At 71.8% G+C, this 24,665-nt stretch carries 19 protein-coding genes and 1 pseudogene; 11 read left to right on the top strand and 9 right to left on the bottom strand.

The genetic code is table 11. From position 1 onward, the window contains the following. Nucleotides 1-149: 149 nt before the first annotated feature. From ehuA to ehuB, 4 genes are read right to left on the bottom strand one after another with little or no spacing between them, the layout of a single operon-like run. Nucleotides 150-920 carry an ectoine/hydroxyectoine ABC transporter ATP-binding protein EhuA gene (ehuA, locus tag ACMTAK_RS31380; RefSeq protein WP_020871049.1) on the bottom strand — a complete coding sequence of 257 codons (771 nt, stop codon included), beginning with the start codon at nt 918-920 and terminating at the stop codon, nt 150-152. A 22-nt stretch (nt 921-942) separates the two neighbouring features. Further along, nucleotides 943-1,593 (bottom strand): ectoine/hydroxyectoine ABC transporter permease subunit EhuD, encoded by a 651-nt coding sequence (ehuD, locus tag ACMTAK_RS31385; RefSeq protein ID WP_020871050.1) that lies wholly within the window; start codon nt 1,591-1,593, stop codon nt 943-945. After that, nucleotides 1,590-2,342 (bottom strand): ectoine/hydroxyectoine ABC transporter permease subunit EhuC, encoded by a 753-nt coding sequence (ehuC, locus tag ACMTAK_RS31390; RefSeq protein WP_413809284.1) that lies wholly within the window; start codon nt 2,340-2,342, stop codon nt 1,590-1,592. Before ehuC ends, ehuD begins: the two co-directional genes overlap by 4 nt. Further along, on the bottom strand, nt 2,339-3,262 hold the full coding sequence (gene ehuB, locus ACMTAK_RS31395) for an ectoine/hydroxyectoine ABC transporter substrate-binding protein EhuB (RefSeq protein WP_371105991.1): 924 nt from the start codon (nt 3,260-3,262) through the stop codon (nt 2,339-2,341). Before ehuB ends, ehuC begins: the two co-directional genes overlap by 4 nt. 120 nt (nt 3,263-3,382) lie before the next feature. Here ehuB and ACMTAK_RS31400 point away from each other — a divergent pair, with 120 nt between their 5' ends. Next, nucleotides 3,383-3,892 carry a DUF3830 family protein gene (locus ACMTAK_RS31400; protein ID WP_256652130.1) on the top strand — a complete coding sequence of 170 codons (510 nt, stop codon included), beginning with the start codon at nt 3,383-3,385 and terminating at the stop codon, nt 3,890-3,892. Nucleotides 3,893-4,047: 155 nt separating this feature from the next. Here the strand turns inward: ACMTAK_RS31400 and ACMTAK_RS31405 are convergent, their stop codons facing one another. Together ACMTAK_RS31405 and ACMTAK_RS31410 are read right to left on the bottom strand one after the other, a co-directional pair. Beyond that, nucleotides 4,048-5,463, bottom strand: a complete 1,416-nt coding sequence (locus ACMTAK_RS31405; protein ID WP_413809285.1) for an amidase — start codon at nt 5,461-5,463, stop codon at nt 4,048-4,050. Between the two features lie 25 nt (nt 5,464-5,488). Next, on the bottom strand, nt 5,489-6,436 hold the full coding sequence (locus ACMTAK_RS31410) for a D-2-hydroxyacid dehydrogenase (RefSeq protein ID WP_413809286.1): 948 nt from the start codon (nt 6,434-6,436) through the stop codon (nt 5,489-5,491). Nucleotides 6,437-6,643: 207 nt separating this feature from the next. Between ACMTAK_RS31410 and ACMTAK_RS31415 the strand changes: the two genes are divergently transcribed. From ACMTAK_RS31415 to ACMTAK_RS31440, 6 genes are all read left to right on the top strand, one after another. Beyond that, the gene (locus ACMTAK_RS31415) at nt 6,644-7,627 is read left to right on the top strand and encodes a maleate cis-trans isomerase family protein (protein ID WP_044574766.1); all 984 of its coding nucleotides are present in this window, start codon (nt 6,644-6,646) and stop codon (nt 7,625-7,627) included. 204 nt (nt 7,628-7,831) lie between these two features. Further along, complete coding sequence (locus ACMTAK_RS31420; RefSeq protein WP_413809287.1) at nt 7,832-8,587, top strand: maleate cis-trans isomerase family protein; 756 nt, start codon at nt 7,832-7,834, stop codon at nt 8,585-8,587. A gap of 140 nt (nt 8,588-8,727) precedes the next feature. Continuing rightward, nucleotides 8,728-9,975, top strand: coding sequence for an EfeM/EfeO family lipoprotein (locus tag ACMTAK_RS31425; RefSeq protein WP_413809288.1), 1,248 nt, complete (start codon nt 8,728-8,730; stop codon nt 9,973-9,975). Then, entirely contained in the window at nt 9,972-11,192 is a 1,221-nt protein-coding gene (efeB, locus tag ACMTAK_RS31430) for an iron uptake transporter deferrochelatase/peroxidase subunit (RefSeq protein ID WP_413809289.1), read from the top strand. Before ACMTAK_RS31425 ends, efeB begins: the two co-directional genes overlap by 4 nt. A 157-nt stretch (nt 11,193-11,349) precedes the next feature. Continuing rightward, nucleotides 11,350-13,224 carry a phospholipase C gene (locus ACMTAK_RS31435; RefSeq protein WP_413809290.1) on the top strand — a complete coding sequence of 625 codons (1,875 nt, stop codon included), beginning with the start codon at nt 11,350-11,352 and terminating at the stop codon, nt 13,222-13,224. Nucleotides 13,225-13,456: 232 nt separating this feature from the next. Further along, nucleotides 13,457-14,584, top strand: a complete 1,128-nt coding sequence (locus ACMTAK_RS31440; RefSeq protein WP_413809291.1) for an LLM class flavin-dependent oxidoreductase — start codon at nt 13,457-13,459, stop codon at nt 14,582-14,584. A 2-nt stretch (nt 14,585-14,586) separates the two neighbouring features. On the opposite strand, the gene ACMTAK_RS31445 is transcribed toward ACMTAK_RS31440, so the two are convergent. Further along, complete coding sequence (locus ACMTAK_RS31445; protein ID WP_413813048.1) at nt 14,587-16,581, bottom strand: putative bifunctional diguanylate cyclase/phosphodiesterase; 1,995 nt, start codon at nt 16,579-16,581, stop codon at nt 14,587-14,589. Nucleotides 16,582-16,902: 321 nt separating this feature from the next. On the opposite strand from ACMTAK_RS31445, the gene ACMTAK_RS31450 reads away from it, so the two are divergent. The 4 genes and pseudogenes from ACMTAK_RS31450 to ACMTAK_RS31465 all read left to right on the top strand — a co-directional run bounded on the left by ACMTAK_RS31450 (nt 16,903) and on the right by ACMTAK_RS31465 (nt 20,749). Beyond that, entirely contained in the window at nt 16,903-18,168 is a 1,266-nt protein-coding gene (locus tag ACMTAK_RS31450) for a M6 family metalloprotease domain-containing protein (RefSeq protein ID WP_413809292.1), read from the top strand. A gap of 190 nt (nt 18,169-18,358) precedes the next feature. Continuing rightward, nucleotides 18,359-18,862: pseudogene (locus ACMTAK_RS31455) on the top strand (AMP-binding protein); the annotation flags it as partial. 37 nt (nt 18,863-18,899) lie between these two features. Continuing rightward, entirely contained in the window at nt 18,900-20,003 is a 1,104-nt protein-coding gene (locus tag ACMTAK_RS31460) for an AMP-binding protein (RefSeq protein ID WP_413813049.1), read from the top strand. Between the two features lie 140 nt (nt 20,004-20,143). Further along, on the top strand, nt 20,144-20,749 hold the full coding sequence (locus tag ACMTAK_RS31465) for a response regulator transcription factor (RefSeq protein ID WP_037953161.1): 606 nt from the start codon (nt 20,144-20,146) through the stop codon (nt 20,747-20,749). Nucleotides 20,750-20,857: 108 nt separating this feature from the next. Here the strand turns inward: ACMTAK_RS31465 and ACMTAK_RS31470 are convergent, their stop codons facing one another. Both ACMTAK_RS31470 and ACMTAK_RS31475 read right to left on the bottom strand, forming a co-directional pair. Then, the gene (locus ACMTAK_RS31470; RefSeq protein ID WP_413809293.1) at nt 20,858-22,078 is read right to left on the bottom strand and encodes a sensor histidine kinase; all 1,221 of its coding nucleotides are present in this window, start codon (nt 22,076-22,078) and stop codon (nt 20,858-20,860) included. A gap of 138 nt (nt 22,079-22,216) precedes the next feature. Continuing rightward, nucleotides 22,217-24,658: a TOMM precursor leader peptide-binding protein gene (locus tag ACMTAK_RS31475; protein ID WP_413809294.1), complete on the bottom strand. Its 2,442-nt coding sequence runs from the start codon at nt 24,656-24,658 to the stop codon at nt 22,217-22,219. Nucleotides 24,659-24,665 lie beyond the last annotated feature (7 nt).

Below are 24,665 nucleotides of genomic sequence, written 5' to 3' on the forward strand. Positions count from 1 at the left end.
GGCGTATGTCATCGGCATATGACAATGGCGTGCCCCCGCGGGAGGGTCGCGGGGGCAGCGCCGGACCGGGTCCGGCCCGGGGCCGGATGATCTATCCGTCAGGGGGCGGATGATCAGCCCGGCAGCGGTCGGACGATCCGGCCGAGGGGTTAGAGAACCGCGCTCAGGAACTCCCTCGTCCGCTCGTGCTCCGGCTCGGTGAAGATCTTCTCCGGCGGTCCGGACTCGATCACCCGGCCGGAGTCGAACATCAGTACGTCGTCGGAGATGTCCCGCGCGAAGTTCATCTCATGGGTGACACAGAGCATGGTGATGTCCGTTGTGTGGGCGATGTCACGCAGCACATCCAGCACCCCGGCCACCAGCTCCGGGTCCAGCGCCGATGTCACCTCGTCCAGCAGCATCACCTGCGGCCGCATCGCCAGCGCCCGGGCGATCGCCACCCGCTGCTGCTGCCCGCCGGACAGCTGCGTCGGGTACGCGTCGCACTTGTCGCCGAGCCCGACCAGGTCGAGCAGTTCCCGGGCGCGGGTCTCGGCCTCGTCCTTGTTGAGGCCCAGTACGTTCACCGGGGCCTCGGTGATGTTCCGCAGCACCCGCATATTGGGGAAGAGGTTGAACTGCTGGAAGACCATTCCGATCTTCTTGCGCACCTCTCTGGTGTGCTTCTCGCCCGCCGGGACCAGCTTGCCGCCCTTGTCCTCATGGGTCAGGTAGTCGCCGTCGACCTTGATCGTGCCCTCGTCCGGCTTGATCAGCGTCATCAGCAGCCGCAGGATCGTGGTCTTGCCCGAGCCCGAGGGGCCGATCAGCGTGACGTGCTTACCGGAGGAGACCGAGAAGTCGAGGTTGTCCAGGACCGTATTGCTGCCGAAGCGCTTGGTCACCTGGTCGAAGCGGATCAGTTCACTGCCGTCCACGGCAGGGTTCGTGTGGTCGGTTTCAGTGGCCAAGACGACGCTCCAGGGCTCGCATCAGAAGGGATGCCGGATAGGCGATGAGGATGAAGGCGATGCCGACCATCGTGTAGGGCTCGATGTACTGGAAGGACGACGCGCCCTCCGCGCGCGCCTTCTGCAGCATGTCGACGACGCCGATCAGCGCGAGCATCGGGGAGTCCTTCAGCATCGCGATGACGTAGTTGCCCAGTGCGGGCACCACCCGGCGAATGGCCTGCGGCAGGATCACCGCGGTCCAGGTACGGCCGCGGGAGAGGCTGAGCGCGGTCGCCGCCTCCCACTGGCCCTTGGGCACACCGTCGATACCGGCCCGGTAGACCTCGGCGGTGTACGTCGAGTAGTGCAGACCGAGCGCGATCACTCCGGTGGTGAGCGCCGAGAACTTGATGTCCCAGGTCGGCAGCACGTAGTAGAAGAAGAACAGCTGCACCAGCAGCGGCGTGTTGCGGATGAACTCCACGACCGCCGCCACCGGCCAGCGGACGAAGCGGGTCGGCGAGCGGAAGGCCATCGCCCACACCAGGCCGAGCGCGAACGCCAGGACCGAGCCCAGGGCGGTCGCCTCCAGGGTGATCAGCAGTCCGTTGCCCAGCTCGGGGAGGAAGTCCTTGGCCACATCCCAGTTCCAGCTCACTGGGCACCTCCCGCCGTGATGACGTTGGACGACTGCTCGGCCTCCTGGCGCGAGGACAGCTTCCGGGTGACCAGCGGGCCCTTGTCGGACTTCACGGGGGCCTGGCCGATGCCCGCCTTGGCGCGCCGCTCCAGCAGCCGCATCAGCCGGGTGAGGACGAAGGCCAGCACGAAGTAGAGGACCAGGATGATCGCGTAGATCTCCAGGCTGTCACCGGTCGCCAGCCGCGAGAGCTGGGCGGCGAAGGTGATGTCGGCGACGCTCACCGCGGAGACCAGGGCGGTCGCCTTCAACAGCTCGATCAGCAGATTGTTGAAGGGCGGGATCATCTCCGGGATCGCCTGCGGCAGGATCACCCGGCGCATCCGCTGCGCGGGCGTGAAGCTGAGCGCGATGGCCGCCTCACGCTGCGCCGGGGCCACCGCGGCGATCGCGCCACGCACGATCTCCGAGCCGTACGCCCCGTAGGTGAGGCCCAGCGCCAGCACCGCGGCCCACATCGGCACCAGCTGGAACTGGAAGGCCAGTGGCATCACGAAGAACAGCCAGAACATCAGCACCAGGGCCGAGGTGCCGCGGAAGACCTCCACATAGAAGCCGGTCAGGAAGCGGACGATCCACAGCCGGGAGGTGCGCGCGATCCCGATGCCGAACGCCACGACGGCCGCGAAGACCGCGCTGTAAAGGGTCAGCTGGACGGTGATCCAGATGCCCGGAAGAAGCCAGTTTTCCCACAGCCCGGCCGTCATGAGCACAGCTCCTTGGCGGTCAGATCGGTCATCTCTTCCTTGGTGAAGCCGAAGGGCCGCACGATGCGCAGCAGCTCGCCGCTCTTCTTCATCTTGTGCAGCTCCACGTTGAACGCGTCCCGGAGCTTGGTCTCCTCCGGTCGGAAGGCGAAGCCGCCGGCGCCGATGTCCGGCTTGCCGTCGACGTACGCCTGGAACGGCTCGGTGGCCTCGGCCCGCTGGCTGTTCCGCTGCTTCACCACGTTGTGGACGGTCACGGTCGTGCCCGCGAAGACATCGGCCCGGCCCTGTTCCACGGCCAGCAGCCCGGCCAGCTGGTCGGGGAGGATCAGCATGTCGCTCTGCTTGATCCCGGCGTCCTCCGCATAGCCGATCTCGGCGTAGGCGGTACCGGTGGCCATTTTGGCCTTCTTCTTGAAGATATCCTCGTAATTGTGCAGGCCTTTGGGGTTCCCCTTGCGCACGATGAACGCGTCACGCATGCGGTAGTCGGGGTCCGAGAAGATCACCTGGGCGCAGCGCTCGGGGTTGATGTACATCCCCGCCGACACCACGTCGAACTGCTGCGACCGAAGACCCGGAATGAGCGAGCCGAACTCGGTCGGCACCGGCTGGACCTTGGGCACGCCCAGCCGCTTGAAGATGACTTTCGCGATCTCCGGCGCCTCGCCGGTGAACTCGCCGTTCTCGTCGATGTAGCCGAATGGGATCTCCCCCGCAATTCCCAGCCGGACCGTCCCTTGCGACCGGAGCCGCTCCAGCAGATTGCCCCCGTCCTTGGCGCCCGAGCCGGACACCCGGCTGCAGCCGGCCGCGCCCAGCAGACCCAGGGCCGCACCGCCGGCGAGGAGGGCACGCCGGCTTGGGCCCATTTTTGCTATTTCTCTGCTATCGGTGTCTTTCCCACGTGGTGGAGCCATGGGCGCGCGGCTACCCGACTGCGGCAAATGTATGCGGGTCGTTTCCGGCCCTTGATACAGCCGATGTCTGGGTAGTCCCCTGGGACAGGACTGGTTCCGAAGCGACCTGGAGGAAAGTCGATGGTTGACCGAGCCGACCGGTTCATCGAGGTCTCGCTCGACAAGCGCGGGGTGAGCTGCACGGCCAAGCTCCTTGACGATCTCGCGCCGATCACCTGCGACGCGGTGTGGAACGCCCTGCCGCTCGGGGGTGACGTGTATCACGCCAAGTACGCACGTAACGAGATCTACGCGCTGCTGCCCCCCTTCGCGCCCGAGGAGCCGCCCCTCGAGAACCCGACGATCACTCCGATCCCCGGGGACCTGTGCTACTTCACCTTCACGGACACCCAGCTCGGGACCAAGTCGTACGGATACGAGACCGAGGCCAAGCACCAGGGGCGGCGGCAGGTGATCGACCTGGCGCTCTTCTACGAGCGGAACAACCTGCTGATCAACGGCGACGCGGGCTGGGTGCCCGGGATCGTCTGGGGCACGATCGTGGACGGCCTCGACCGTATGGCCGACGCCTGCCAGGACCTGTGGCGCGCGGGGGCGCTGGGGGAGACGCTGAACTTCCGCCGCGCCTAGACCTCGGCTCGTACCGGGCACAGGCCTCGCACGGGGCACAGACCCTCGGCCCGTGCCCGGCGCGCCTGTGCCTGGCGCGCCTGTGCCTGGCGCGCCTGCGCCCGGCGCAGCCCATGGGCCGGGGCGGGGCCGCCCCTGGCCCGGGGGAATGGGCCTTATGCCGCCGGGGGGCGCACCCCGTCCGCCAGCCCCGCCTCGAACAGCGCGTGCGCCGCGCGCAGCACAAGCGCGTCCGCGTGGCGCGCGCCCACCAGCTGCACCCCGATCGGCAGGCCCGCGCCGCTGAGGCCGCACGGCACCGAGGCCGCGGGCTGCTGGGTCAGGTTGAACGGGTAGGTGAACGGCGTCCAGCCGGTCCACCGGGTGTGCTCCGAGCCCTTGGGCACCTCCACCCCCGCCTCGAACGCGGTGATCGGCAGCGCGGGGGTGACCAGCAGGTCGTACGCGGAGTGGAACCGCCCCATGGCGTGGCCCAGTGCCATCCGCACATCCACGGCCGCCAGATAGTCCAGCGCGCTGTACGACGCCCCCTGGGCGCAGATCTCGCGCAGCCCCGGGTCCAGCAGCTCCCAGTCCTCCTGCCCCAGTGGCTGCACCACCCGGGCCGCGCCGCTGAACCACAGCGTGTGGAACGCCTCCACCGGGTCCTCGAACCCCGGGTCGATCTCCTCGACCACCGCGCCCAGCTCCGCCAGCAGATCCACCGCGCGCCGCACCGACGCGGCCACCTCCGGGTCGACCACGGCCGCGCCGCCGAGCGCGGGGCTGTAGGCGATCCGCAGGCCGTCCACCCCGCCCCCGTCGGCGGTGAGCGCCTCCCGGAAGCCGCCCTCGGCGGGTCCCAGCTGGGACCAGTCGCGCCAGTCCGGACCGGAGATCACATCCATCATCAGCGCCGCGTCGGCCGCGTCCCGGGTCATCGGCCCCACATGGGCCAGGGTGCCGAACGCGCTCGCCGGATAGAGCGGAACCCTCCCATAGGTGGGTTTCAGCGCGAAGATGCCGCAGAAGGCCGCCGGGATACGGACCGAGCCCCCGCCGTCCGTCCCCACGCTCAGCGGACCCGCGCCCAGCGCGACCGCGGCCGCGCTGCCGCCACTGGAGCCGCCCGCGGTCCGCTGGGGGTCGTACGGATTGCCGGTGACCCCGTGGACCGGGCTGTCGGTGACGCCCTTCCAGCCGAACTCCGGGGTCGTGGTCTTCCCCACGAACACCGCGCCGTGCTCGCGCAGCCGCGCCACCGAGGGCGCGTCCTCGTCCCATGGCCCGCCCTCGGGCCGTACGGTCCGCGAACCGCGCAGGGTGGGGGCGCCGCGCTGCAGCAGGATGTCCTTCACCGACACCGGGACGCCGTCCACCAGGCCCACCGGGGCCCCGCGCCGCCACCGCTCGGCGGACTCCTCCGCCTGCCGCAGCGCGCCCTCGGCGTCCACCCGGGTGAAGGCGTTCACCTCCGGCTGAATCTGCTCGATCCGGTGGAGGACGGCACGGGTCACCTCGACGGGGGAGAGCTCGCCGGAGGCATAGCGCTCGACGAGTTGAACCGCTGTCAGGTCGTGAATGTCGGTCATCCGGCTCTCCGTTCAGGTCCTGCGATCAGTCCACCGGTACGTACCCGAGGCGTTTGTCGACGATGTTGAGCAGTGGTTCGCCCGCGCACCAGCGCTCGTAGTTGTCCTGGAACTGGTCGGCCAGATGGTCGCGCCACCCGACCGTGTCGCCGCTCATATGGGGCGAGACGAACAGCCCGGGTACGTCCCACAGGGGATCGTCCGAGGCCAGCGGCTCGTGTTCGAAGACGTCCAGGGCCGCGCCGGCGATCCGCCGGGCGACCAGGGCCGCCGTGAGGTCCTTCTCGACGACCAGGGGGCCGCGGCCGATGTTGATGAACCGGGCGGAGGACTTCATCCGGTCGAAGACGGCGCGGTCGAACATGCCGCGGTTGGCGTCGGTGAGCGGCGCCGCGCTCACCACCCAGTCGGCCGACGGAAGCAGCTCGGGCAGCTCGTCGCCGCCGCGCACGCCCTGCCGAGCGGTGCGGCCCACCAGGTCGACCACCACGCCGAGCGCGGCCAGGGTGGTGCCGACGGCCCGGCCGATGGGACCCGCGCCCACCACCACGGCGCGCGTTCCGGCCAGCCGCATCGTCTCGCGGTGCTGCCAGCGTCGCTGCCGCTGCAGCTCCCAGCTTCCGTGGAAGTCCTTGGCCATGGCGATCACCAGACCGGCCACATACTCCGCGATCGGCTGCTCGAAGACCCCTCGGGCATTGGTCAGTACCGTGTCGGACGCGACGAGTTCGGGGCAGAGCAGCCGGTCCACCCCCGCGCTCGCGGTATGGACCCACGCCGGCCGGGGACCCTCGCCGGGCCAGGCGTCGCGGACCGCGTCGGAGGTGAAGTCCCAGACCAGGAGCACATCCGCGGTGGGGAGCGCCTGGGGCAGCGAGTTCTCGTCACAGACGAGCACCTTGGCCCGGCCGGCCACCCGGTCCAGGTGGACCGGCGGCTGGTCGCCGAAGACGACAACTGTGCTTTCGGACATAGGCGGGAAACCGTTTCGAAACGTGGATGGGTTTGCCTGAAGAAGGAGCGGGCAGGCGCCTCAGTTTGAGGATTGACCACGCTAGGCAGCGGAAACTACCGTCGTCAACAACGGCATCTGTCCCGGCGTCCCCGGCATCAGGCCGGCTCTCTCCATCCAAATCTCTGGCCAATGGTCCAGTCCCTCCGTTCCGTATTGGGGCTCGCTTTGGACGTCTCTTTTCTGGGTGGCCCACGGCCGCAGCGCGGCGTGGGTGTGGTGGCACCGTTCGACTTCGCACTCGACCGTGAGCTGTGGCGCTGGGTGCCGGACGAGGTATCCCTCCACCTCACCCGTACCCCGTTCGTACCCGTCGAGGTGAGCCTCGACCTGGCACGACTTGTGAGTGAGCACGAGACCTTGCACGACGCGGTACAGGCGCTGGCGGCCGTCGCACCGGAAGTGGTGGCGTACGCGTGCACCTCGGGCAGTTTCGTCGGCGGTGTGGCCGGGGAGCGCGCGATGTGCGCGGCCATGTCCCAGGCGGGTGAGATTCCGTCGCTGACCACCTCGGGCGCGCTGCTGGAGGCGCTGCGGGAGATCGGCGCCCGGCGGATCGCGGTGGTGACGCCGTACACCCAGTCCGTCACCGACTCGCTGGAGGAGTATCTCGCCGAGGGCGGGATGACCGTCACCGGACGGGCGTACCTCGGACTGACCCGGCACATCTGGAAGGTGCCGTACCGCGATGTGGTCGACATGGCCCGGCAGGCGGTGGTCGGGGCCACCGACGCGCTCTTCATCAGCTGCACCAATCTGCCGACCTACGACGTGATCCCGCAGCTGGAGGCGGAGCTGCGGATGCCCGTGCTGTCCGCGAACCAGGTCACCATGTGGGCGGCGCTGCGGGCGATCGGCGCCCAGGCCGTGGGGCCGTACCAGGCGCTGCTGGACCCGGTGGCCCGGTCCGGTCCGGCGGGGATGTCGGTGTCGCCCAGCGGCCCGTTCCCGGTGACGGACCCGGTCGTCGAGTCGATGCTCGGAGCCGTGGAGGCGGTCGAGTCCGTGGTGGACGAGCCGGAGGCGGCGCTGGCCGGCGCGGCCTCGCCGGGGCCGGACGGCGACCCGGCCGACGGGCTCGACCCGGGCTTCGGCACCGGCCTCGGCGAGGGCCCCTACCTGGACGATTCCGGAGGCCCGGCCGCGGGGTGAGACGGCGGCCCGGCGTGATGTGACGTGATGTGAAGGGCGGCCCGCCTCTGCGCAAGGGGTGGGCGCCCTGGCGTGGCCGGGCCCGCTCCGGCGTTCGGGGTGGGTGCCCCGGCGGGTGGGAACCCGCCGGGCGTCCGCGGTGTAGGAGAAGTGACAGCAGTGCAGGGGCGGCGCTCGCGGGGGCCGCCAGTCAAGGAGGCAGTCATGGTGGACTCGACGCACCCGGCCCCGGACACGGTGGGCTTTCTCTACCCCGGATACTCCGCCGAGGACGAATACCCGCGCCTGGAAGGCATGCTCGGCGGCGACAGTGGCGACATCCGGCTTCCGCTGGTCCACACCGACATCGGTGAGGACGCCCATCGGGTGGACGCCCTGCTGGAGATGGGGTCGGCGGCCCGCCTCGCGGCCGGGGTCGCCGAGCTCGCCGAGCGCGGCGCCCGGGCCGTGGTCTGGGCGTGCACCAGTGCCAGCTTCGTCTTCGGCTGGGAGGGCGCCAAGGAGCAGGTGCGCGAGCTGAGCGAGACGGCGGGGATGCCCGCCTCCAGCACCTCCTTCGCCTTCGCCCACGCGGTGCAGGCGCTCGGCGCCGACCGGGTGGCCATCGCCGCCACCTACCCGGAGGACGTCGCCGACTACTTCCGGGCATTTTTGAAGGCGGCCGGTGCCGAGGTGGTCTCGATGCGCGGCAGCGGGATCATCACAGCCGCGGAGGTCGGCACCTGGGGCCGGGAGGAGGTGCTGGAGCTGGGCCGCGCCGGGGACCACCCCGAGGCCCAGGCGGTGCTCCTGCCGGACACCGCCCTGCACACCGCCGCCTGGATTCCGGATCTGGAGGCGGAGCTGGGCAAGCCGGTGCTCACGGCCAACCAGGTCACGGTCTGGGAGGGCCTGCGGCTGCTGGGCCGTGATCCGGTCCATGACCGGCTGGGCACGCTCTTCGCCCGGAGCGGCGGATAGCGCGGCGGGTGGCGCGGCCGCGGGCGGGCGCGCCGAAGGGCGCGAGGAGCCGGTCACCGGGAGCTGAATCCCGGCGAAATTCCAGGCGCTCTTTTGCCATCAGGGCATTCCGCTTATCGGACTGCGCCTAGCATGCAGCCGTGCGTCGCCAACATCTCTCCCCGGTCCCGCCGGCACGTCATCTGCTGGTCGCCGGTGCGGTGACGGTGGCCACGGCCGTCGGAATCGGCGCGCTGGCGGTCGGCGGAGGCTCCTCGGACGGCTCCCGTGCGCACCCCTCCGCGAGCGGAAGCGCGCCCACGAAGTCATCGGACGGGCTGCGGCACACCTCCGTCGAGGTGTCCGAGGGCGGCTGCGGCCGTGGCTGGACCGATGCCACCCGTGGCAAGCAGGTCTTCGATCTGCGGAACATCTCCAGCAGACCGGCCGAGGTCTATCTCACCAATCCGGCGAACGGCGCCGTCTACGGAGAGGTGGAGGGCCTGGGCCCCGGCACCAGCAGACCGCTGAGCGTCACGCTCGGCGGGGGCTCCTACGCCTTCGTCTGCCTGCCCGAGGACGCGGACGCGGTCACCGGGCCCACCGTCACCGTGTCCGGACCGGCGCGGGGTGGTGGACCGGCCGCGGTCCCGGTCAGCCAGCAGGATCTGATCCCGCCCACCATCGCCTACCAGAAGTGGGTGGCGGGCCGGATGGACGAGCTGGTGCGGCGCACGGACGCGCTGCGCTCGGCCATCCACTGCGGTGACCTGGCCACGGCCCGTGCCGTGTGGCTGCCCGCCCATCTGGTGTACGAGCGGATGGGCGCCGCCTATGGCACCTTCGGCGATGCCGACGGGGCGATCAACGGCACCACGGCGGGGCTGTCCGACGGGGTCCACGACCCGGACTTCACCGGCTTCCACCGCCTCGAGTACGGCCTGTGGCACGGCGAGTCCGCGAGCTCACTGCGCCCGGTCGCCGACCGGCTCGTCAAGGACGTCCGAGACCTGCGGGACGATTGGCCGCAGGAGCGGATGGACCCGGCCGACCTGGGCCTGCGGGCGCACGAGATCATGGAGAACACCGTGCAGTTCGAGCTGACCGGCCGCACCGACTACGGCAGCGGCACCAATCTGGCCACCGCGCGGGCCAATCTGGACGGCACCCGGGCCGCGCTGCGCCGGCTGGAGCCGCTGCTGAAGCCCCGTGCCCCGTGGCTGCCCGAGCTGGAGAGCGACCTGGACCGCGCCCAGCGGACCCTGGAGCGCTCGCACCACGGCGACCGCTGGACCCCGCTGGACCGGCTGAGCCGCACCGGGCGCCGGCGGCTCAACGCGGACACGGGCGCGCTGGTGGAGCGGCTGGCCCAGGTCGCGGCGCTGATGGATGTGCGGAGGACCCGGTGAGCGAGGTGCTGCGCAGGGGCTTTCTGCTGGGCGCCGCCGCGGGCACGGTCGGCGCGGTGGCCGGCACGGCCGCGGGCACGGCGGCCGCGAAGGAGGGCGGACCGGAGACGAAGCCCACCCGCGTCCCCTTCCACGGCACCCATCAGGCCGGGATCCTCACCCCGCCCCAGCGGGCCACCGCGATCATCACCTTCGACACCATGGCCGAGGGCCGCAAGGAGCTGACCGACGCCTTCCGTACGCTCACCGAGCGGTGCCGCTTCCTCACCGCCGGAGGCGCCCCCGATCCGGTCGGGATCACCGCGCCGCCCGCCGACTCCGGCACCCTGGGCCCGGAGGTGGCCGCCGACCGGCTGACCGCGACCGTCGGCGTGGGCGCCTCGCTCTTCGACGAGCGCTACGGACTGCGGGACCGCAAGCCCCGGCGGCTGCGCGCGATGCGGTCCTTCCCCGACGACGATCTCGATCCCGACTGGTGCCATGGCGATCTGAGCCTCCAACTGTGCGCCGACAGCACGGACACGGTGCTGCACGCGCTGCGCGACATCGCCCGCCACACCCGGGGCGCGCTGCAGATCCGCTGGCGTATCGACGGCTTCGTCAGCCCGCCGCGCCCGTCCGGCACCCCGCGCAACCACATGGGGTTCAAGGACGGCACCGCCAACCCGGAGACCGGGGACGCGCGGGCGATGGACCGTCTGGTGTGGGTGGGCGCCCACTCCGGGGAGCCCGCCTGGGCCACCGGCGGCAGCTATCTGGTGGTCCGGCTGATCCGGATGCTGGTGGAGTTCTGGGACCGGGTGTCGATCAGCGAGCAGGAGCGCATGTTCGGCCGCAGCCGGGACTCGGGCGCCCCGCTGGACGGTCAGCATGAGTTCGACACCCCGCGCTTCGCACAGGACCCCAAGGGCGACATCATTCCGCTGGACAGCCATATACGGATGGCCAATCCGCGCACCGCCCGGACCGAGGACCAGCGCATCCTCCGCCGTGCCTACAACTACGACCGGGGCATGGACGGCAATGGCAACTTGGACATGGGGCTGCTGTTCTGCTGCTACCAACAGGACCTCGAGCGCCAGTTCGAGACCGTGCAGAAGCGGCTGGCGGGGGAGCCGCTGGTGGACTACATCACCCCCTTCGGCGGCGGCTATTTCTTCGCCCTCCCCGGGGTGAGGGACCGCTCCGACTGGCTGGGACGGACCCTTCTGTCCTGATAGTCGCCCCACCATCCGGTCAAGAACACCTCAAGAGTTCCTTGGATTCTTCTGACCCTCTATTCACTCGGCCGCCTCCATGGATTCCATCGGAGAGTCCTGCCCGCGGCACAGGATCAGGCGCAGGTGTGAAACGCGAATCATGTGGAGGCATGGCATGGGCGGCACGGCAGGATCCGAAGGCGGCCGACGGCGTGGCCGGGTCGCGCGCTGGGGTGCCCTGGCCGGCGCCGCGGCCCTGGCGACCGTGGGCGGGGTGGCTCCCGCATGGGCCGCGCCCGCGAAGGGCGGCCACACCGCGACCCCGGTGAAGCATGTGGTGGTGATCTTCGACGAGAACATCTCGTTCGACCACTACTTCGGCACCTACCCCGAGGCCGCGAACACGGACGGCACCAGGTTCACGCCGGCCAAGGACACCCCCAAGGACATCGACACCCTCGCGAACGCGGGGCTGCTGGAGAAGAACCCCAATCTCTACAAGCCCAAGCGGCTGCGCGGCGACCAGGCCATGACCTGCGACCAGAACCACTCCTACGGCCCCGAGCAGTACGCCGCCAATGGCGGCAAGGCCGATAAGTTCGTGGAGAACACCGAGGTCAGCAAGTGCACCGGGCTGTTCGGCGAGCCCGGTCTGGTGATGGACTACTACGACGGGAACACCGTCACCGGCCTGTGGAACTACGCCCAGCACTACGCGATGAGCGACCGCTCCTTCAGCTCGGCCTACGGTCCCTCCAGCCCCGGAGCGCTGGAGCTGATCTCGGGCCAGACCCATGGGGTGATCTCCACCGACCCCAAGTCCTCCACCGAGGACCCGGTCCAGACCGACAAGCCGGACGCGTACGCGGTGGCCTCGCCGGACGCCAAGGGCGTCGGCACGATGATCAACGACCCGGACCCGGCCTTCGACGACTGCTCCAACAAGGACCACACCAGCGGCAACGCCCTGGCCCGGATGAAGGGCCGGAACGTCGGCGACCTGCTCAACGCCAGGGATGTGAGCTGGGGCTGGTTCCAGGGCGGCTTCCGCCCCAGCACCGCCTGGGACGGTGAGCAGGATCACTACGCCAAGTGCTCCGGCACCACCCACAAGAACGTCGGCGGCGCGGCCTCGGTGGACTACAGCCCGCACCATGCGCCGTTCCAGTACTACAAGTCCACGGCCAACCCGCATCACCTCCCGCCGAAGAACGTCCAGGAGATCGGGCACAGCGGCCGGGCCAACCACAACTACGACCTCACCGACTTCGACGCGGCGCTCAAGACGGGCCATCTGCCGTCCGTCAGCTTCCTGAAGGCCGCCGAATACCAGGACGGCCACGCCGGCTACTCCGACCCGGTCGACGAGCAGCACTTCCTGGTCGAGCAGATCAACGCGATCCAGAAGTCGCCGCAGTGGAAGGACACCGCGATCGTCGTCGCGTACGACGACAGCGACGGCTGGTACGACCACGCCTACGCCAAGCCCCTCAACGGGTCGACCGACAAGACCACGGGTTCGGGCGGCAAGGCCACCGACAGCCCCGCCTGCCAGTCCGCTCCGAAGCCCGCGGGCGGCTACCAGGACCGCTGTGGCCCCGGCCCCCGGCAGCCGCTGCTGGTGATCTCGCCCTTCAGCAAGTCCAACAAGGTCGACCACACCCAGACCGAGCAGACCTCGATCACCCGCTTCATCGAGGACAACTGGCACACCGGCCGGATCGGTGACGCCTCCTTCGACCGCCGGGCGAACACCCTCTCCGGGCTCTTCGACTTCCGTCACCCCAACAACACCCAGGTGCTGCTGAAGTCCGACGGCTCGGTCGCGTCGGTCCACACGTCCGGTCACTACACGACCTCCGCCCTGGCCACCCACGCCCCGATCGTGAACGCCGCGGCCGCCGACGCCCCGACCACCCGGCGGCTCGCCGAGGACAAGGGCATCTCCGCCGCCCTCCCCATCGGCCTCACGGCGGGTGTGCTGGTACTCGGCGGCGCCGGTACGGCGCTGGCCCTCCACCGCCGCCGCACCGCGCGGACCGCGGGCTAGGCCCGTTCCGCGTGATCGCGCGGGACACCGTCGTCGGGTCCGCCGCCACACCTCCTCCCCAGGTGGCGGCGGACCCGGCCGTTCACCGGAGGCCGGGGAACAAGGGCCGGGAATAAACCGGAGCCTTTCTCCGGTTGAATGTCGCCGGTAGACGTAGAGGCGTGGCGGCGCGGTGCCGCACACGCATACGACATACGCGCACCGTGCGGTGCGACCAGGGAGGCGGGCCACCGTGGCCGATGAGCAGGACCGGCGAGACGACCAGCGCGACCCCATCCGGGCCCGGCCCCTCGGCAGCGCACCGGTGCCCCTGTCGGTGCTGGACCTCGCGACCGTCGGCAGCGGGGTGACGGCCGCCGAGGCGCTGCGGACCACCACCGAGCTCGCCCGGCTCGCCGAGCGCCGGGGCTTCCAGCGCTTCTGGGTCGCCGAGCACCACTCCATGCCCGGGGTCGCCAGCTCCTCCCCGGCCGTGATCCTCGCCCATCTCGCCGCGCACACCGAGCGGATCCGGCTGGGCTCCGGCGGGGTGATGCTCCCCAACCACGCCCCGCTGGTCATCGCCGAGCAGTTCGGCACCCTGGAGGCGCTCGCCCCCGGCCGGGTGGACCTCGGCCTCGGCCGCGCCCCCGGCACCGACGGGGCCACGGCCGCCGCGCTGCGCCGCACCGAGCGGCTGCGCGAGGGCGCCGACGACTTCCCCCAGCAGCTCGCCGAGCTGACCCGCTTCCTCGACGACGACTTCCCCGACGGCCACCGCTACGCCCGTATCCACGCGGTGCCGGGGCCGGTGCAGGGCACGGTGCCCGGCGGGGTCCAGTCCGCCGGCCGGCCCTCGATCTGGCTGCTGGGCTCGAGCGGGTTCAGCGCCCGGCTCGCCGGGATGCTCGGCCTGCCGTTCTCCTTCGCCCACCACTTCTCCGCGGCCAACACCGTCCCCGCGCTCGACCTCTACCGCGAGACCTTCCGGCCGTCCGCCGTGCTGGACGAGCCGTACGCCTCGATCGGCGTCTCGGCCTTCGCCGCCGAGGACGAGAAGGAGGCCCACCGCCAGGTGCTCACCGGCGCCCTGGCCATGATCCGGCTGCGCACCGGACGCCCCGGCCTGGTGCCGACGCCCGAGGAGGCCGAGGGGTACGAGTTCAACGAGATCGAGCGCGACTTCATCAACAGCTGGCTCGCCAATGTCGAGTACGGCAGCCCGGACCAGGTCCGCGAGGGGCTCGACGGGCTGATCAAGCGCACCGGAGCGGACGAAATCAAGATCACGGCCAATGCCCACGGCCGTGACGCCCGTCTGCGCTCGTACGAGCTGATCGCCGACGCCTACGATCTGCCGACGGCGCAGACGGAGGCGTAGCCCTAATCCGGCGCCGGGCAGTTGATCATCGCCTGGATGCGGTCCGGCGGCACCGGACGGGAGTAGAACCACCCCTGTCCCGTATCGCAGCCGATCCGCCTCAGCCGCTCCGCCTGCTCGGCGCTCTCCACGCATTCGGCCGTCACCGTGAGGCCCAGCCGGTGCGCGAGCTGCACCAACGCCTCGACGATGGTCTCGTCGGCCGGATTCGGATGCTCCTCCGCCCGGAACCCCTGGACGAAGGAGCCGTCCAGCTTGAGCGTGGAGACCGGCAGCCGGCTGAGATAGGCGAGGTTGGAGTAGCCCGTCCCGAAGTCGTCGATCGCGATGGCCACCCCCATGTCGCTGAGCGCCTGAAGCGCCTGAAGCGGCCGCCCCGTGGACCCCATCACGGCCGACTCGGTCAGCTCCAGCTGGAGCAGCTGCGGCGGCAGCCCGGTCTCGGCCAGGATCGCGCCGACATCGGCCACCAGATCGGAGTCCCACACCTGGCGGACCGCCACATTCACGCTGACCACCAGCGGATGCGGCGGTTCGGCCAGCTGCCAGGCACGGGCCTGGCGGCAGGCGGTGCGCAGCACCCACCGGCCCAGCGGCACGATCGCGCCGTTCTCCTCGGCCAGCGGGATGAAGCGGTTCGGCGACAGCCGCCCGAACTGCGGATGGTCCCAGCGCACCAGCGCCTCCACCCCCCGGACCACCCCGTCGCCCAGCCCCACCAGCGGCTGGTAGTCGAGCACGAACTCGTCCCGTTCGACCGCCGGGCGCAGGGTGCTGGACAGCGCCTGCCGGGTCATCCGATGGGCGTTGCGCTCCGGGTCGAAGAGGGTCCAGCGCGCCTTGCCGTCCTCCTTCGCCCAGTACAGCGTGGTGTCCGCGGCCTGCATCAGCCAGGTGGTGTGGGTGCCGGCCGCGGGCCGCTCCACCACGCCGATGCTCGCCGACACCGACAGCCGCTGCCCGCCCACGTCGAACGGTTCCTGAAGGGCGGCCAGCACCGTCCGGGCGAGGTCGCACAGCTGCTCGGTGCCGGTGGAGTTGCGGACCAGCAGGGCGAACTCGTCCCCGCCGAGCCGCGCCACCAGATGGCCGTCGGGCGCCGCACAGTCGGTGAGCCGCTTGGCGACCGCGCCGAGCAGCCGGTCGCCGACCCGGTGGCCGAGGGTGTCGTTGACCGCCTTGAAGCCGTCCAGGTCGAGATAGCAGAGCCCGATCCGGCCGGTGCCGCCGTGATCGTAGGTGGCCGCCTCCAGCGCCCTGGTCATCCGCTCGAAGAACAGGCTGCGGTTGGGCAGCCGGGTCACCGGGTCGTGCATCTGCAGATGGCGCAGCCGTCCCTGGAGGTCCCGCTGGTCGCTGATGTCGGCCATCGACAGCAGCAGACTGCAGCTGTCCGGCGCGGGCTCGACGGTGATCTCGGCCCACAGGGCATGGCCGTCGGCGCGCCGCAGCCGTCGGGTGCGGCGCAGCCGCGCGGCACGGCCGTCGAGGACGTCCCGGTACTCCCGCCAGGTGCGCGGATCCTCGCGCAGATCGGCCAGGTCCGCCGCGCTGCGGGTGATCAGCAGGGCCGGATCGGTGCCGAGCAGGGCGCCGAGCGCGGGGTTGGCGTCGAGCACCCGGCCCTCGCGGTCGACGACGGCCATGGCGAGGCGCGCCACATTGAAGGCGGCGCGGTAGTCGCCGGGCGCGGGACCGGTGGTGGGCCCGGTGGTGGGCCCGGCGGTATGCCCCGCCGTGGGCCCGGTGGTATGCCCCGTTGGGTGCCCCGCGCCCGGGGGCGCGCCGGGGGCCGGGGGCGTGCCCAGGACCGACGGCGCGCCGGGGGCCGGACGGGGTGCGCCGGGGTCCTCCGCGACCGGAAGGACGCTCGGCATAGCCTCACGCTCTGTGATCATCGGCAGTGTCGCGCCCGGGGCGCGTCCCTGCCCGTCGGGGGTTCCGCTCACCGCTCGCTCCCGCGTGGCGTTTGTTGTGTCCAGGTTGTTCGTACACATCTTGTGCATGTCTCACACCGGATGCCGGGCCGACCATAAGTGCCTGCCTGAAGGGGGATTCCCCGCTGGAAATGTGCCGATCATAGGGGCTCGTGCTCCGGGCGTTCCATCGATGTCATCGCGCTCACCGCCGCCTTGACAATGTGTTTGGTCGTATCTGTTCGACTCTGCGCGGGCCAACGGCCGCTCTGACCGATTGTGACCGTCTGTTACGTACCCGGATAGCGGCCTCTTCACTCGACCAGCCCAACCCAACAGGGCGTACCCCGCCAATCCGCCTCAGGGTGGAGTGGGTGTTCCGACTACGCCCGGGAGGTCGACATGGTGCGTCCTCAGGTACCCGAGGGGGTGCACCGGCAGCCTCGGCTGCGTCGGACCGGAGCCCTGCTCACCTCGCTGAGCGCGCTCATCGCGACCACTGTGGTGGCGGGTCCCGCCGTCGCGGCCGGCCCCGGCGGCCCCTGTGACCTGAAACGCACCGACGCCCACCACTCGGAGGGCGTGGACAGCTGGAACTCCCGCTATCCGCGCCCGGTCCGCCACCTGGACGCGGCGATGGTCTTCCTGTCCTTCCCCGACGCCCGGCCCCGGGTGACCCCCGCCCAGCTGGCCGCCGACCACATGCCCGCGACCCCCAATTTCTTCAAACGGGCCTCCTACGGGAAGTTCGGCTTGCGGGTGCATCCGCTGCGGCGCTGGATCACCATGCCCCAGCGCTCCACCGCGTACGCCATACAGCGCGACTGGAACGCCCAGCGCCGCGCGGCCTATCTGAGCGACGCCATCGCGGCCGCCGATCCGCACCTCGACTTCGCCCGCTACGACCTCGTCTATCTGGTCGCCGACCCCGACGCCCCCGGTGTGGACGCCGACGCGACGAAAGTGGTCAACTTCGAAAAGCCACTGCGCGCGGACGGTGTCGAGTTGCGCCGCCTGGTCACCGTTTTCGAGCACCATCCGCCGGACCGCAATGTGCTGGCCCATGAGACCGGGCATGTCTTCGACCTGCCCGACCTCTACCACCGGCCGAAGGACACCGACGGCAACGCCGAATGGGACACCTACGTCGGCGACTGGGACCTGATGGGAAGCCAGTTCGGCATGGCACCCGATCCGTTCGGCTGGCACAAGTGGAAGCTCGGCTGGCTCGGCGCGCGCCAGGTGGCCTGCGACCGCGCCACCGGACCGCGCCGGTACACCCTCCAGCCGCTCGCCGCCCCCATGGCGCACGGCCGGTCCGGCCCCGACACCCGCACCCGGCTGGTCGTGGTCCGCACCGGGCCCACCACCGCGCTGGCCATCGAGGCGCGCGGCGGCAGCGGCAACGACGCGGGCACCTGCACCGAGGGCGTGCTGGTCTACCGCGTCCACAACGACAAGGCGTCGGGCGACGGCCCCGTCCAGGTGCTGGACGGCCACCCCGCCACCTCCGCCTGCTGGAACGAGTCGGTCTACCCCGAACTCGCCGACGCCCCCCTCGGCGTCGGGGACACCATGTCGGTCAAGGAGGACGCCGTACGGATCACGGTGGCGGGCCGCGCCGCCGACGGAGGCTGGACCGTCCGGGTCAACCGCCGGGCGCGCTGATGACGGCTGATGACGGAGCCGCGACGGCCCGGCGGGCCGCTGCCGGACCCGCGCCGACGCAGCAGGCCGGGCCGCTGACGGTCCCCCGCCGAGTACCGGGGCGCGCTCCTAACCGTTGATCGAGTCGGCTTCGAGGTGGCGCTTCGAGACTGTGGGCCCCTTTTCGACGTCGGGCGCCCGGGAGTTGAGAATGCCGCGATACGCGAATCTGTCCGAGGCCCTGAAGGAACAGGTCCTCCGGTGCCCCGACGGCACGGCGCTCGCCCACCCCGCCGCCGATGGCACCGAACACCGCGTGTCCTACGCCGCGCTCGACGCCCGCGCCGACGCCGTGGCCGCCTGGCTGCGCGCCCGGGACGCCGTCGGCCGCCGGGTGCTGCTCGCCATGGACCCCGGTCCGGGCGCCGCGGTGGCGCTGCTCGGCTGTCTGTACGCGGGGGCCGTCGCGGTGCCCGTGCCCGCGCCTTCCGCCTCCCGGACCGATGCCGAGCGCACCGCCTCGATCGTCCGGGACGCCGCCGTGGACCTCGTCCTCACCGAGACCGCCCACGCCACTGAGACCTCCCGCCGGCTCTCCCGGATCGGCCGCGCCGGTCTCACCTGCCTCGCCGTCGACGGACTCCGCCCCGACGCGGGCGCCGACACGCCCCGGCAACCCCTCCGCACCACCGCCGACAGCCTCGCGCTGCTCGCCTACGACTCCGGGCCCGCCACCGCCCCCCCGCGGCGCCCTGCTGACGCATGGCAACCTTACGGCGGCCATGGCCGGGCTGCGGCGGACGCTCGGCACCGACTGCCGCTCCCGGATCGGCGGGTGGCTGCCCCGCCGCCACACCCCCGGGCTGATCGGGCAGGTACTGCACCCCTTATGGCTCGGCGCCACCGCCGTGACACTCCCGGCGGAGCCGTACCGCACCGATCCGCTCGGCTGGCTGCGCGCCATCAGCCGCCACGGCATCACCGAAACCCTCGCGCCCGATGTCCTGCACGCCCGCTGCGCCGCGCTCCTCGGCGACGAGCCGCCGGCCGGGCTCGACCTCTCCCGCTGGCGGACCGCGCTGAACGCCGGGGAGCCCGTCTCGGCCGGGACCATGGCCGCCTTCCCCCAGCGCTGCGCCCCGCTGGGCCTGCGCCCGGACACGCTGGTGGCCGGTTACGTCCCGGCCGAGGGGGCGCCGGTGCCGCTGGCCACGGGGCGCGTACCGGTGCCGGGCGTGGACTTCGCCGTCGTGGATCCGCTGACCGGGCGCCGGCTGCCGGACGGGGCGCCCGGGGAGATCTGGGTGCGGGGCCCCGCCGTCGCCACCGGCCACTGGGGCGGTCCGTCGGACACCGCGCCGCAGTTCGCCGCCCGCGTCGCCGAGGGGCCCGGCGGCTTCCTGCGCACCGGCGATCTCGGCCTTACGGTCAACGGCCGGCTCCGGATGACCGGCCGGGTCCGTGACGCCCTGCTGGTGGACGGCCGCACCCTGCACCCCCAGGACGTGGAGCGCGAACTGCTGGGCTGCGCGAAGGCGCTGGGATCGGCCCGGGTGTTCTGCGCGGGGCCGGGCGCGGGGACGCTGGTGGTCGTCCAGGAGGTCGTCCGTACGGCGGGCGGGGCGCGCACCGGGCTGCCCCGGCTGGCGGCCCGGATCCGCGCCCTGATCGCGGAGGAGTTCGGGGTCGAGACCGGCGCGCTGCTGCTGGTGCGCCCCGGCACCGTGCGCGGGGCGGGAACCGCCAAGATCCGGCGCGCCCTGCTGCGCGAGCGCTATCTGCGGGGTGAAGTGCGCGCGCTGCACGCCGAGTTCGGGCCGGGGGTCGGTGCACCCCGCCGGGGTGGTGCGGCGTGAAAAGGGGGCGCACGGTCGCATGCGCGCTACGGGATGGGCGTTCGACGGGCGTATTTCCCCGCGAATCGATGGAATGGCCGAGAGGGCGGGGGAATAATCGCCATGCGGGGTGAGGCCGGGTGGGGAAAGCAGGGGGCGGCATGGTCAGGGTGCTGATCGCGGAAGACATGCATATGTTGCGCAAGGCACTGGTCGCCCTGCTGGAATTCGAACCGGATATCGATGTGGTGGCCGAATTCTCCAACGGCGCCGAAATCCTGCCGCGCGCCCGTGAACTCCGCCCGGACGTCGCGGTGCTCGACATCGATCTGCCGGGCGTGGACGGGCTCACCGCCGCCGCCGAATTGAGCACCGCCGTCCCCGAATGCCGCACCATGATGCTCACCAGCCTCGGCCGCCCCGGAAATCTGCGCCGGGCGCTGGCCGCCCATGTCTCCGGCTTTCTGCTGAAGGACAGCAGCCCGGAGAAGCTGAGCGACGCCATCCGCGCCGTCGCCAAGGGCGAGCGGGTGATCGATCCCCAGCTCGCGCTGGCCGCCCTGGACGACGGCCCACAGCCGCTGACCCCACGGGAGCTGGAAGTCCTGCGGTTCGCCGCGAAGGGCGAGGACTCCGGGCAGATCGCGGCCAAGCTGTTTCTGTCGGTGGGCACGGTGCGCAACTATCTGACGTCCGCCGTGACCAAGCTGGACGCCCGCAACCGGGTGGACGCCATCCGGATCGCCCGCGAAGCGGGCTGGCTGTAAGGCGGCGTACGGCGTCCCCGCGTGCTGGTCAGGCCGTCAGGGGTCCCGTTACGGAGTCAGGGGCCGTTCGCCATTGGGCCCCGTTGCCCCGTTACCCCCGTTACCCCGTCACGCCGTCACCGTCGGCCCCGGGCCGTACTCCCGGCCGCTCCGCGGCGGCGCCTTCACGGACACGTCCAGCTCCGCCCGTAACTCGAACCAGCCGTCCGACCGTACGCCCGCGCGCAGCCGCCCCCCGAGGTTCTCCACCCGCACCCGGAGGTTGCCGATGCCGCTGCCGCCGTCCGAGCTGTCGGCGCGCAGGATCGTGGACGGCCGGCCCACCCCGTCGTTGACGAGGGTCAGCGACACCCGGTGCCCGCTGCGCCGCGCCTCGACCGCGCAGTGGTCGGCATTGCTGTGGCGCAGCACATTGGTCAGCCCCTCGCGCAACACGCTGGCCAGCACCGTGTCCACCAGCTCCGGCAGCGGTCCGCAGTCGATCTCGGCCGTGGCGCTGATGCCCGCCGCGGCCAGCATCGAGCGGGCCGTCGCCGCCTCCGCCGACAGCGACATCTTGCGATAGCCGCTGGCCACCGCCCGTACGTCGGCGAGGGCCTGACGGGAGGTCTGCAGGATCTCCGAGAGCTCCTGCTGGGCGCGGGAGTTCTGCCGGGGCACCAGCCGGTGCACCAGCTCGCATTTGAGGGTGATCGTGGACAGGCTGTAGCCCAGCAGATCGTGCACGTCCCGGGAGAACCGCAGCCGCTCCTGGGCGACCGCCAGCCGGGCCAGCTCGGCCCGGGACCGGGACACCTCGGCGACCAGCCCGGACAGCCGCGAGAGCCCGAAGACCACCAGCCCGGTCAGCGCGGTGGAGACCGTGGTGTACGCGACCTGACCCCAGCCGAAGCCCACCTGGAACAGCAGGACGTCCGTGCACAGCAGGATGGCCGCGAACGCGGGCCACGCCAGCGCCGGGACCAGCACCAGCAGCGAGGAGCCGGCCAGGAAGCCCGGCATGCCCAGCCAGGCGTGCTTGAAGATGGCGAAGGGGGCGAAGGTCAGCACCATCTGGAGCGCCAGCGTCCAGCGCCGCGCACCGCTGAGCCGGGGCGCGAGGCCGGGGAAGGAGTGCAGCATCTGGAGACAGAGCAGCATCGTCATCGGCAGCAGGGCAAGACCGAGCATCGCCGCGTCGACCGACCTGCCCGAACGATTGCCGTCGACCACATAGGTGACGGCCACGGCGAAGTACCCCACCAGCACGAGGACCGTGATGACCACGGCCAGACGCGGCGCCAGACCGTCCTGGTGGCGCGGTGGATGGTTCCCGGCATCGTCGGGCAAGAGGCTCCCCTGCACTCGTCCTCCGGATGGTCGGGCCGGATTGGGTGGCTTGCCCGAGAGTATCCGATCTTCACCTGGCGTGGAGAGGCCCTGTGGAAGGCTCATGGTGTACGCAGAGTTACTGGATATCACGGGGGATCACAGGAAAAACGGAATCGGGTTGAGGTCCGCATAGGGCGTGGGCCGCGGCAGCCGGCCGAGCGCCACGGGGACGTCGAAGAGCCGGCCGGGCGCGAACCGGGCCCAGTGCGGGCGCATTCCGGGCACCAGCACCTTGGCCACCGGCAGCCCCACATCCGGCCGGGTCTGGTCCAGCACCAGCAGTTCCATCCCGCGCCCGCGCGCCAACTCCCTTACGGCGGCCAGCGCACCGCCTTCCGGGGGCTCCGGAGGGCCGGATGTCCCCCGGGGCGGCAGGGCGGCCGGATCGGGAGCCAGATACGGGTGGTCGGCGAGGGCCGCGGTACGGAACCAGCGCAGCGCCTCGGGCTCGGCGGCGCCGTAACCCCCGCCGTCGGCACGGGCCTCGACCACCGCCGGAAGCATCTGGTTCAGCTCGGCGAAGGCGTGGCACAGCGCGGTGTGCCGGTCGAAGTGGGCGCCGAAGCCGAAGGTGATGTCCTCCGCGGGCTTGTCGAGGCGCCGGGAGAGCGCGGCGACCACCGGGATGCCGAAGTCCGTGGTGAGGTCCAGGGCCCACACCTCGCGCCGCACGCCCCGGTGGGCGGCGCGCACTTCGGCCAGCCAGGGGTCGTCGAAGGCGTCCAGGGCCACGGCGGGCTGCCGGGTGCGGTTGTACCACCACAGGGCGACCGCGTCCCGCTCCACGAGCTCCAGGAAGCCCCGTACGACGGCGTCGGCCAGGGTGCCGCCCGCCGCCGCGCCGTTGGAGTCCGCCCGGCAGCAGCGGTGGCCCGGGGGCTGCGGGGCGCCGTAGTACAGCAGCGCGGTGGGCAGCAGCCGGTGGCGCTCGGCGGTGAGCGACCACACCGGGGTCCAGTCCAGCTCCGCCCCCTCGTCGAACGGATCCTGGACGCGGTGGCGCGCGGGGAGGGCGGGGTCCCGGAACTGGCGCGGGTCGAAGAGCTGGACGGTGTCCGGGTGCACCGCGTCCTCAGGGCGCAGATCGCGGTAGCGGGCGCGCTGACGCGGCTCGTCCCCCTGGAAGTGGCCGCTGTAGTGCTCCAGGGCCTCGCACAGCGCGCTCGCCCGCGCCTGTTCGGCCGTGCGGCCCTTACCGTGGGCGGCGGCCCGCAGCCCGGCCCTTACGGCGTCCAGGCGGCTGTTGGGGCCCACTCCGGCGTACGAAGGGTGGCGGGCGTGGAAGCAGTTGAGGACGGCGGGGCCGCGCGGATCGCGCCGGATCTCGGTGACCAGCCCGGTGACGGGGTCCACCAGATGTCCGTAGCGCTCCATGATCCCGCGCGGGGAGATGTCGGCAGCGGTATCGGTTTCGGTCAGTGACTCCCGTGACTCCCGTGACTCGCGTGGCTCTTGTGGTTCCCGTGGTCCCCGTGGCTCCCGTGGCGAGGGCAGCGACAGGGGCGCCCGTATCCGGGCCGCGACCAGCGCCGGATCGCCGCAGCCGGCGCACTGGGGGCGTCGGGAGAGCGGATGGCGGTCCACGGTGGCGGTGAGGCTGTCCAGGGTGCGCAGCTCCCGCTGGCCCGGGTGCCGGTACCCGGCCAGCCACTTGGCGGCCTCCAGGGCGGCGAGCTGGAGCGCGGCGGCGCGGCTCGCGGGCAGGGCGGCGGGCGGTCGCGGCACCGGTCCGGGGCGGCCGAGCCGGCGCTGGAGATACGCCTCGGCCTGCCGTCCGCGCCACAGCCGGTCGGCCAGACAGACCCAGCACGGATCGTCGGGGGCGCCGAGGAACGGGCCCAGCCACGCCTGGGTGCCCACCGGTTTGACGGGCAGCCAGCGACGGCCGACGGCCCGGTGCGCGGCGTCCACGGCGGCGAGCCGGGGATCGAGGTAGTCATCGCACACCACAAGGGTGAGTTCTGCGGCGTCATGTTGACGGAAGGCGATTTGACATATCTCCCGCCGAGGGCTACTGGCCCCCGGGACCGTCGGATCGCCGTCCGCCGCCTCCGCGTTCACAGACCTCGGGTCCGCGGTCTCGCCGTCCACGGTCCTCAGCCCCGCGACACGCAGCGCCCGGACCACCTCGTCCGGGTCGGTCGAGCCGAGCACCAGCGGGGCCACGGCGGGGCGGGCGGACGCGGGCGCGGGGGCCGGGGCGGAGCCGCCCGTGCCCAGCCCCGCCAGCTCCCAGTACGCCTCCTCGGGGCTCCAGGCGCGCTCCCGCTCGGAGACCAGCCCGGCCGCGCGGAGACGGGCGATGACGCGCTCGGCCTGCCCGGCCGGAACCGCGCCGGGCGGTCCCGCGGCGCGGCCGGGCGCGGCGGCCTCGGTGAGGATGTGGGCGAGGTCCCGCGACCCGTCGAGCAGCGGCGCCAGCGCGGCGATCGCCCGCCCGTGCAGCGCCGTGACCCCGTGCTCGGAGACGAGGTAGACGGCCTCGCCAGGCACCGGCTCGACCCGCAGGTGTGGTGTGAAGCCCAGTTCGCCGGTCATCGCCCGG

Origin of the sequence: Streptomyces lacaronensis (genome assembly GCF_047337785.1) — a bacterium.
Classification (GTDB): domain Bacteria; phylum Actinomycetota; class Actinomycetes; order Streptomycetales; family Streptomycetaceae; genus Streptomyces; species Streptomyces lycopersici.